The sequence below is a fragment of the Shigella sp. FC1661 genome, assembly GCF_001712525.1.
Lineage (GTDB): Bacteria > Pseudomonadota > Gammaproteobacteria > Enterobacterales > Enterobacteriaceae > Escherichia > Escherichia coli.
The window spans coordinates 1-9,481 of sequence record NZ_MDGW01000065.1 but is presented as its reverse complement, the minus strand read 5'-3'; the positions used below and the strand labels follow the sequence as shown (position 1 = coordinate 9,481).

Here is a 9,481-nt window from a genome sequence, read left to right as displayed (position 1 = left end):
TCCGCAGGCATTTTCCAGCCGGGGCCGAGGCTCCCCACCGGCGCGGGCGTTTTTGTCCGGTAACTGCTGTAGGTGCGGGAGAGGATGAACGGCAGCGGGCCGGGCAGGGCGATGTCGGTTTCACCGGGAAGGACCTTTGCACCGAGCAGGGGATTGACCGGATGGCCGGACGTCACTTCGCCGGGGCACACCGAACAGGCCACGCCGGTGGGGGCACCAATGCGCACTCCGGCTGAACCCTGAACAATGCTACCGCCATACTGCGTCATGTCGCCCTGACGCGCTGCCGGTTTTCCGCTCATTTCTCATCCTTGTTTTATCGGGTTATTTGTCTGCTGACAGGCAAAACCCTACAGATTTATAAGAAAGCCTTAAGTGAGATATCCATCAGATAGAAACAATTAGGAAAATATTTATATATTTTTCCTGAATATATTTCAGCTGGGTAATACCATATCTAAATATTTACCTGAACATCTTCCTAATAAAAAAACCGCCAGCATCTCCACTAGCGGTTTTCAATGTATTCAAAACTCGGCAATCAGTAAAAATCACCGGTTGCCTTTTCGGCCTGTTCCATCCAAACCGGTTTATCGCTGGTTTTCGACCAGACGCGGTGCAGGTAGCTGTAAAAGCGGGCGCGGTCTTTCCAGAAAAGCATGAAAGGCAGCGCCAGAACGCCCGCTGCAACCGCATATGTACGGCGTAAAAAGATAAGCCATGCAGGATATTCTCTGTAGAGTTCCATACTTTTCTCCCCCTTTTGTATCTACCCGGTGAATAGCACCGGAAAAATGAATTTGTTTATCTGATGAAAATAGTACTGCCTTTTGTGTAATTTTACTACTCATCCGACCACTTATTTTTGCTTATTGATGGTTTATTTACATTCACTCTGTAATTAAGTTACACAAAAGTTAAATTAATGCTAAACATTAGTTAAATCATGGCTTTTGCCATTTTTATACTTTTTTTACACCCCGCCCGCAGATTTTTGCGAAATCTTTGCAGCCAGAATTCTACTCTTCCGGTATCACTTTTAGGCCACTGGAGGTGCACTGTGAGTGCAGGCGTGATAGCCGGCGTGTTGCTGGTGTTTTTATTACTGGGTTATTTGGTTTATGCCCTGATCAATGCGGAGGCGTTCTGATGGCTGCGCAAGGGTTCTTACTGATTGCCACGTTTTTACTGGTATTAATGGTGCTGGCGCGTCCTTTAGGCAGCGGGCTGGCGCGGCTGATTAATGACATTCCTCTTCCAAGTACAGCGGGCGTTGAACGTATACTCTTTCGTTTACCTGGCGTCTCTGACCATGAGATGAACTGGAAGCAATATCTTTGTGCCATTCTCGGCCTGAACATGCTGGGGCTGGCGGTGCTGTTTTTTATGTTGCTCGGTCAGCACTATCTGCCGCTTAATCCACAGCAGTTGCCGGGGCTGTCGTGGGATCTGGCGCTGAATACCGCCGTCAACTTTGTCACGAATACCAACTGGCAATCTTATAGCGGTGAAACCACGTTGAGCTATTTCAGCCAGATGGCAGGCTTAACGGTACAAAACTTTCTTTCTGCCGCCAGCGGGATTGCGGTGATTTTTGCCTTCATCCGTGCGTTTACTCGCCAGAGCATGAGCACACTCGGGAATGCCTGGGTCGATCTGCTACGCATCACGTTATGGGTGCTAGTCCCTGTGGCGTTGTTGATCGCACTGTTTCTTATTCAACAAGGTGCGCTGCAAAACTTTCTGCCCTATCAGGCAGTGAATACCGTTGAAGGAGCGCAACAGCTGTTACCCATGGGACCAGTAGCTTCTCAGGAAGCGATCAAGATGCTCGGTACTAACGGCGGTGGCTTCTTTAATGCCAACTCGTCGCATCCGTTTGAAAACCCAACCGCACTGACCAACTTCGTGCAGATGCTGGCGATCTTCTTGATCCCAACAGCTCTGTGCTTTGCCTTTGGTGAAGTGACGGGCGATCGCCGCCAGGGGCGCATGTTGCTGTGGGCGATGTCAGTGATTTTTGTCATCTGCGTAGGCGTGGTTATGTGGGCAGAAGTTCAGGGTAATCCTCATCTGCTGGCGCTCGGCGCAGACAGCAGCATCAATATGGAAGGTAAAGAGAGCCGTTTCGGCGTGCTGGTCAGTAGCCTGTTTGCGGTCGTGACTACGGCGGCGTCCTGTGGCGCGGTGATTGCGATGCATGATTCGTTTACCGCTCTCGGCGGCATGGTGCCGATGTGGCTAATGCAAATTGGTGAAGTGGTGTTCGGCGGTGTCGGTTCTGGTCTTTACGGCATGATGCTGTTTGTCCTGCTGGCGGTGTTTATTGCCGGGCTGATGATTGGTCGTACACCGGAATATCTGGGTAAAAAAATCGACGTACGCGAGATGAAACTGACTGCACTGGCGATTCTGGTTACTCCAACACTGGTACTGATGGGCGCGGCGTTGGCGATGATGACCGACGCCGGACGTAGCGCCATGCTTAACCCTGGCCCGCATGGTTTTAGCGAAGTGCTGTACGCCGTGTCGTCCGCCGCTAACAACAACGGCAGCGCCTTTGCCGGATTAAGCGCCAACTCTCCGTTCTGGAACTGTTTACTGGCGTTCTGCATGTTTGTCGGTCGCTTCGGGGTGATTATCCCGGTGATGGCAATTGCCGGTTCGCTGGTGAGTAAAAAGAGCCAACCCGCCAGCTCCGGCACGCTGCCAACGCACGGCCCGCTGTTTGTTGGCCTGTTAATCGGCACCGTGTTGCTGGTTGGCGCACTGACCTTTATCCCTGCCCTGGCGCTTGGTCCGGTGGCGGAATATCTCTCCTGATGATATTGAGTGAGCACTGAATATGAGTCGTAAACAACTGGCGCTATTCGAACCAACACTTGTCGTTCAGGCGCTGAAAGAAGCGGTGAAAAAATTAAACCCGCAGGCGCAATGGCGCAATCCGGTGATGTTTATCGTCTGGATCGGCAGTCTGCTGACCACCTGTATTAGCATCGCGATGGCAAGCGGTGCGATGCCTGGCAATGCGCTGTTTAGCGCGGCAATTAGCGGCTGGCTGTGGGTCACCGTACTGTTCGCTAATTTCGCCGAGGCGCTGGCAGAAGGCCGCAGTAAAGCGCAGGCCAACAGTCTTAAAGGGGTGAAAAAAACTGCCTTTGCCCGCAAGCTGCGTGAGCCGAAATATGGCGCTGCGGCGGACAAAGTTCCTGCCGATCAACTGCGTAAAGGTGACATCGTGCTGGTAGAAGCTGGCGATATTATCCCCTGCGATGGTGAAGTCATTGAAGGCGGCGCATCGGTCGATGAAAGCGCCATCACCGGGGAATCGGCACCGGTGATCCGTGAATCCGGCGGCGATTTTGCCTCCGTCACCGGCGGCACGCGTATTCTTTCTGACTGGCTGGTGATTGAGTGTAGCGTTAACCCCGGTGAGACATTTCTGGATCGGATGATCGCGATGGTGGAAGGCGCACAGCGACGCAAAACACCGAACGAGATTGCCCTGACTATCCTGCTGATTGCTCTGACCATCGTCTTTTTACTGGCAACCGCCACGCTGTGGCCGTTTTCCGCGTGGGGCGGTAATGCAGTGAGTGTAACGGTACTGGTGGCGCTGCTGGTCTGTCTGATCCCAACCACTATTGGCGGCCTGTTGTCAGCGATCGGCGTCGCCGGGATGAGTCGGATGCTGGGCGCGAATGTGATTGCCACCAGCGGACGTGCAGTTGAAGCGGCAGGTGACGTTGACGTTCTGCTACTGGATAAAACCGGCACCATCACACTCGGTAACCGTCAGGCGTCGGAGTTTATCCCTGCGCAGGGCGTGGATGAAAAAACGCTGGCTGACGCCGCACAACTGGCTTCGCTGGCTGATGAAACGCCGGAAGGCCGCAGTATTGTGATCCTCGCCAAGCAACGTTTTAACCTGCGCGAGCGCGATGTGCAGTCGCTCCATGCCACCTTTGTACCGTTTACTGCGCAAAGCCGGATGAGCGGGATCAACATCGACAACCGCATGATCCGTAAAGGTTCTGTCGATGCCATTCGCCGCCATGTTGAGGCTAACGGCGGTCACTTCCCTGCCGATGTTGATCAAAAAGTCGATCAGGTTGCGCGTCAGGGGGCCACGCCGCTGGTGGTGGTGGAAGGTTCCCGTGTGCTGGGCGTTATTGCGCTGAAAGATATCGTCAAAGGCGGTATTAAAGAGCGCTTCGCCCAGCTGCGCAAAATGGACATTAAAACGGTGATGATTACCGGCGATAACCGTCTGACTGCCGCCGCCATTGCTGCGGAAGCGGGCGTCGATGATTTTCTCGCCGAAGCGACACCGGAGGCCAAGCTGGCATTGATTCGTCAGTATCAGGCGGAAAGCCGTTTGGTGGCGATGACCGGCGACGGCACCAACGATGCTCCGGCGCTGGCGCAAGCAGATGTCGCGGTGGCGATGAACTCCGGCACCCAGGCGGCGAAAGAGGCGGGCAATATGGTCGCTCTCGACTCTAACCCGACCAAGTTGATCGAGGTGGTGCATATTGGCAAACAGATGCTGATGACCCGTGGCTCGCTGACCACCTTCAGCATTGCCAACGATGTGGCGAAATACTTCGCCATTATTCCGGCGGCGTTCGCGGCAACGTATCCGCAGTTAAATGCGCTGAACATCATGCGCCTGCATTCGCCCGACTCCGCCATTCTCAGTGCAGTCATTTTCAACGCCTTGATTATCGTCTTTTTGATTCCTCTGGCGTTAAAAGGCGTGAGTTATAAACCGCTTACCGCTTCTGCCATGTTGCGCCGTAACTTATGGATTTACGGTCTGGGTGGGCTGCTGGTGCCGTTTATTGGTATCAAAGTCATTGATTTACTGCTGACCGTTTGCGGTCTGGTGTGAGGTTTACCATGCGTGGCTTACGTCCGGCATTATCGACATTTATCTTTCTGTTATTGATTACTGGCGGCGTTTACCCGCTGCTGACCACCGTGCTGGGGCAATGGTGGTTTCCCTGGCAGGCCAACGGTTCGTTGATTCGTGAAGGTGATACGGTGCGGGGTTCGGCATTAATCGGGCAGAATTTTACCAGCAACGGCAGAAATGCCCTATAATCCACAGGCTTCTGGCGGGAGCAATCTGGCGGTCAGTAACCCTGAGCTGGATAAACAAATAGCCGCACGCGTTGCTGCATTACGGGCCGCTAACCCGGATGCCAGTACGAACGTTCCGGTTGAACTGGTGACGGCATCGGCAAGCGGGCTGGACAATAATATCACCCCGCAAGCGGCGGCCTGGCAGATCCCACGCATCGCGAAAGCGCGTAATCTCAGCGTTGAACAGCTCACGCAGCTGATCGCAAAATACAGCCAACAACCGCTGGTGAAATATATCGGCCAGCCGGTCGTCAACATTGTCGAACTCAATCTGGCGCTGGATAAGCTTGATGAATAACGAACCCTTACGTCCCGACCCCGATCGTCTGCTGGAACAAACTGCCGCGCCGCATCGGGGGAAGCTGAAAGTTTTCTTCGGTGCCTGTGCAGGCGTCGGGAAGACCTGGGCGATGCTGGCAGAAGCCCAGCGACTGCGGGCGCAAGGGCTGGATATTGTGGTTGGCGTGGTAGAAACCCACGGGCGAAAAGATACCGCCGCAATGCTGGAAGGGCTGGCTGTTCTGCCGCCAAAACGCCTGGCGTACCGTGGGCGGCACATCTGCGAGTTTGACCTCGATGCCGCCCTCGCCCGCCGTCCGGCGCTGATCTTAATGGACGAACTGGCGCACAGTAATGCGCTAGGTTCTCGTCACCCTAAACGCTGGCAGGACATCGAAGAGCTGCAGGAAGCAGGCATTGATGTTTTCACTACCGTCAACGTTCAGCATCTGGAAAGTCTGAATGATGTGGTCAGCGGCGTCACCGGAATTCAGGTACGGGAAACCGTGCCCGATCCTTTTTTCGATGCCGCCGACGACGTGGTTCTGGTGGACTTGCCCCCGGACGATCTGCGCCAGCGGCTGAAAGAAGGCAAAGCCTATATTGCCGGGCAGGCGGAGCGCGCCATTGAACATTTTTTCCGCAAAGGCAATCTGATCGCCCTGCGCGAACTGGCACTGCGCCGTACTGCCGATCGCGTTGATGAGCAAATGCGCGCCTGGCGGGGGCATCCTGGCGAAGAGAAAGTCTGGCACACGCGCGACGCGATCCTTTTATGCATCGGCCATAACACCGGTAGTGAGAAGCTGGTCCGCGCGGCGGCGCGGCTGGCGTCACGGCTGGGTAGAGTCTGGCACGCGGTGTATGTTGAAACCCCTGCCCTGCACCGCTTACCGGAAAAAAAACGTCGGGCAATTCTCAGCGCCTTACGTCTGGCGCAGGAGCTGGGCGCGGAGACGGCAACACTTTCTGATCCAGCGGAAGAAAAAGCAGTAGTGCGTTATGCCCGTGAACATAATCTCGGCAAGATTATTCTCGGTCGCCCGGCCTCGCGCCGCTGGTGGCGTCGGGAAACGTTTGCTGACCGACTGGCGCGCATCGCCCCCGATCTCGATCAGGTGCTGGTCGCGCTTGATGAACCACCCGCCCGCACGATTAACAACGCGCCGGATAGCCGCTCTTTTAAAGACAAGTGGCGGGTACAGATTCAGGGATGCGTGGTTGCCGCCGCGTTATGCGCCGTTATCACTTTAATTGCCATGCAGTGGCTGATGGCGTTTGATGCCGCCAACCTGGTGATGCTGTATCTGCTTGGCGTGGTGGTGGTGGCGCTATTTTATGGACGCTGGCCTTCGGTGGTTGCTACCGTCATTAATGTGGTGAGTTTCGATCTCTTTTTTATCGCCCCACGCGGCACGCTCGCCGTCTCTGATGTGCAATATCTGCTGACCTTCGCAGTGATGTTAACCGTCGGGCTGGTGATCGGGAACCTTACTGCTGGCGTGCGTTATCAGGCGCGGGTAGCCCGTTACCGCGAGCAACGCACACGGCACTTATATGAAATGTCGAAAGCTCTGGCGGTGGGCCGCAGTCCGCAGGACATCGCCGCCACCATCGAACAATTTATTGCCTCCACGTTTCATGCCCGCAGTCAGGTGTTGTTGCCCGATGACAACGGTAAATTGCAGCCGTTAACACATCCGCAAGGAATGACGCCATGGGACGATACCATCGCGCAGTGGAGTTTTGATAAAGGCCTGCCTGCGGGCGCGGGCACCGACACGTTACCCGGTGTACCGTACCAGATTTTGCCGCTAAAAAGCGGCGAGAAAACCTACGGGCTGGTGGTGGTGGAGCCGGGGAATCTGCGCCAGTTGATGATCCCGGAACAGCAGCGCCTGCTGGAGACGTTTACGCTGTTAGTCGCCAATGCCCTTGAGCGGCTGACGCTAACCGCCAGCGAAGAACAGGCGCGGATGGCAAGCGAACGTGAACAGATCCGCAACGCCCTGCTGGCAGCGCTTTCGCATGATTTACGCACGCCGCTCACGGTGCTGTTCGGTCAGGCAGAAATCTTAACGCTCGATCTGGCAAGCGAAGGATCGCCCCACGCCCGCCAGGCCAGCGAGATTCGTCAGCATGTGCTGAACACTACCCGACTGGTGAATAATCTACTGGATATGGCGCGAATTCAGTCCGGCGGCTTTAATTTGAAGAAAGAGTGGTTAACGCTGGAAGAAGTGGTCGGTAGCGCGCTGCAAATGCTGGAACCGGGTTTATCGTCGCCCATCAATCTTTCTCTGCCAGAACCGCTGACCTTAATCCACGTTGACGGGCCACTCTTTGAACGGGTGCTGATTAATCTGCTGGAGAACGCGGTGAAATATGCGGGTGCGCAGGCCGAAATTGGTATCGATGCCCACGTTGAGGGCGAAAATCTACAACTGGATGTCTGGGATAACGGCCCCGGTCTTCCGCCAGGCCAGGAGCAGACGATATTTGATAAGTTTGCTCGCGGGAATAAAGAGTCGGCAGTACCGGGGGTAGGGCTTGGACTGGCAATTTGTCGGGCGATAGTGGATGTACACGGGGGCACTATTACCGCGTTCAACCGACCGGAAGGTGGTGCCTGTTTTCGTGTTACACTTCCCCAGCAAACTGCCCCTGAACTTGAAGAATTTCATGAGGATATGTGACAAACGTTCTGATTGTTGAAGATGAACAGGCTATTCGTCGCTTTCTGCGCACGGCGCTGGAGGGCGACGGGATGCGCGTCTATGAGGCCGAAACGCTGCAACGCGGCTTGCTGGAAGCGGCTACCCGTAAGCCAGATTTGATTATTCTCGATCTCGGCCTGCCCGATGGTGATGGGATTGAGTTTATCCGCGACCTGCGCCAGTGGAGCGCGGTGCCGGTGATTGTGCTTTCCGCACGCAGCGAAGAGAGCGACAAAATCGCCGCGCTGGATGCCGGAGCGGATGATTATCTGAGTAAGCCGTTTGGCATTGGCGAATTGCAGGCCCGTCTGCGCGTCGCTTTACGCCGCCACTCCGCCACCGCCGCGCCCGATCCGCTGGTGAAATATTCCGATGTTACCGTCGATTTAGCCGCCCGCGTGATTCACCGGGGTGAGGAAGAGGTGCATCTCACACCAATTGAGTTCCACCTGCTGGCGGTGCTGCTCAACAATGCCGGAAAAGTACTCACCCAGCGCCAGCTCCTTAACCAGGTGTGGGGGCCAAACGCGGTCGAACACAGTCACTATTTGCGTATTTATATGGGACATCTGCGACAAAAACTGGAACAGGATCCCGCCCGCCCACGCCATTTCATTACTGAAACCAGTATTGGCTATCGGTTTATGCTTTGAATATTAATTTTAATACAGCCTGCCTTTTATTAATTAAAGCCGTAATAATAAATACGGCTTTTTATCTTAAACAACACACAAAAATAACAATTCAATATTTTATATTACTGAGTAAAAAGCTCATCATTAAATAAATTAAGATTGAACATTTTTTATTGATCACCTTCACAGTTCAACCGTATTTCCTGGATAGAATATCTTCACCTTCATTCACATCAGGAAAGGTAAATTAAATGGAAAATAACAGCCGCACTATGCCCCATATAAGGCGGACAACTCATATTATGAAGTTTGCTCATCGCAATAGCTTCGACTTTCACTTCTTCAATGCCCGTTAGTCTACTGAGGTGTACTGGCAATAGCGGACACTACCATTTGTTCTTTTTTTAAGCAGCCATCTGATGATATTTTTCCCTGAAGGCTGCCGGGGAGATATTCCCCAGACGAGAGTGACGACGCTGACGATTGTAGAAAATCTCAATGTATTCCCGGGTAATGCTGCCAACTTACTGATTTAGTGTATGATGGTGATTTTAAGGTGCTTGCGTGGCTTCCATTTCCATCAGATGTCCTTCCTGCTCCGCTACTGAAGGCGTGGTGCGTAACGGCAAAAGCACTGCCGGACATCAGCGCTATCTCTGCTCTCATTGCCGTAAAACATGGCAACTACAGTTCACTTACACC

Annotated in this window: 9 protein-coding genes and 2 pseudogenes; 8 read left to right on the top strand and 3 right to left on the bottom strand. The window is 54.0% G+C overall.

Going from position 1 to position 9,481, the window contains the following annotated elements:
• Together BFF42_RS04930 and BFF42_RS04925 are read right to left on the bottom strand one after the other, a co-directional pair.
• The coding region (locus BFF42_RS04930) for a DUF6531 domain-containing protein (RefSeq protein WP_073714351.1) at positions 1-302 on the bottom strand (302 nt) is incomplete at its 3' end.
• A gap of 239 nt (positions 303-541) precedes the next feature.
• The gene (locus BFF42_RS04925; RefSeq protein ID WP_000424925.1) at positions 542-748 is read right to left on the bottom strand and encodes a YbfA family protein; all 207 of its coding nucleotides are present in this window, start codon (positions 746-748) and stop codon (positions 542-544) included.
• Between the two features lie 312 nt (positions 749-1,060).
• Between BFF42_RS04925 and kdpF the strand changes: the two genes are divergently transcribed.
• The 7 genes and pseudogenes from kdpF (at position 1,061) to BFF42_RS27195 (ending at position 9,135) form a co-directional block, all read left to right on the top strand.
• Positions 1,061-1,150 (top strand): K(+)-transporting ATPase subunit F, encoded by a 90-nt coding sequence (gene kdpF, locus BFF42_RS04920; RefSeq protein WP_001365534.1) that lies wholly within the window; start codon positions 1,061-1,063, stop codon positions 1,148-1,150.
• Positions 1,150-2,823 (top strand): potassium-transporting ATPase subunit KdpA, encoded by a 1,674-nt coding sequence (gene kdpA, locus BFF42_RS04915; RefSeq protein WP_039060050.1) that lies wholly within the window; start codon positions 1,150-1,152, stop codon positions 2,821-2,823. Before kdpF ends, kdpA begins: the two co-directional genes overlap by 1 nt.
• A gap of 22 nt (positions 2,824-2,845) precedes the next feature.
• Entirely contained in the window at positions 2,846-4,894 is a 2,049-nt protein-coding gene (gene kdpB / locus BFF42_RS04910; RefSeq protein WP_000087962.1) for a potassium-transporting ATPase subunit KdpB, read from the top strand.
• 8 nt (positions 4,895-4,902) lie between these two features.
• Positions 4,903-5,446, top strand: a pseudogene (gene kdpC / locus BFF42_RS04905) (K(+)-transporting ATPase subunit C).
• On the top strand, positions 5,439-8,123 hold the full coding sequence (gene kdpD / locus BFF42_RS04900) for a two-component system sensor histidine kinase KdpD (protein ID WP_012421468.1): 2,685 nt from the start codon (positions 5,439-5,441) through the stop codon (positions 8,121-8,123). The pseudogene kdpC and the gene kdpD overlap by 8 nt, the downstream one beginning before the upstream one ends.
• Entirely contained in the window at positions 8,120-8,797 is a 678-nt protein-coding gene (gene kdpE / locus BFF42_RS04895) for a two-component system response regulator KdpE (RefSeq protein ID WP_000186105.1), read from the top strand. Before kdpD ends, kdpE begins: the two co-directional genes overlap by 4 nt.
• A gap of 233 nt (positions 8,798-9,030) precedes the next feature.
• Positions 9,031-9,135, top strand: a complete 105-nt coding sequence (locus BFF42_RS27195; protein ID WP_211180488.1) for a leader peptide SpeFL — start codon at positions 9,031-9,033, stop codon at positions 9,133-9,135.
• Positions 9,136-9,183: 48 nt separating this feature from the next.
• On the opposite strand, the pseudogene BFF42_RS04890 reads toward BFF42_RS27195, so the two are convergent.
• Positions 9,184-9,288, bottom strand: a pseudogene (locus BFF42_RS04890) (IS3 family transposase); the annotation flags it as partial.
• Positions 9,289-9,343: 55 nt separating this feature from the next.
• Between BFF42_RS04890 and BFF42_RS04885 the strand changes: the two are divergent.
• Positions 9,344-9,481: insA N-terminal domain protein (locus BFF42_RS04885; RefSeq protein ID WP_001645659.1), on the top strand; the 138-nt coding region annotated here is incomplete at its 3' end.

Excerpts from the sequence above, each read along its gene's own strand:
- kdpA (WP_039060050.1), top strand. The coding sequence starts at position 1,150 with ATGGCTGCGCAAGGGTTCTTACTGATTGCCACGTTTTTACTGGTATTA.
- kdpD (WP_012421468.1), top strand. The coding sequence starts at position 5,439 with ATGAATAACGAACCCTTACGTCCCGACCCCGATCGTCTGCTGGAACAA.
- BFF42_RS27195 (WP_211180488.1), top strand. The coding sequence starts at position 9,031 with ATGGAAAATAACAGCCGCACTATGCCCCATATAAGGCGGACAACTCAT.
- kdpB (WP_000087962.1), top strand. The coding sequence starts at position 2,846 with ATGAGTCGTAAACAACTGGCGCTATTCGAACCAACACTTGTCGTTCAG.
- BFF42_RS04925 (WP_000424925.1), bottom strand. The coding sequence starts at position 748 with ATGGAACTCTACAGAGAATATCCTGCATGGCTTATCTTTTTACGCCGT.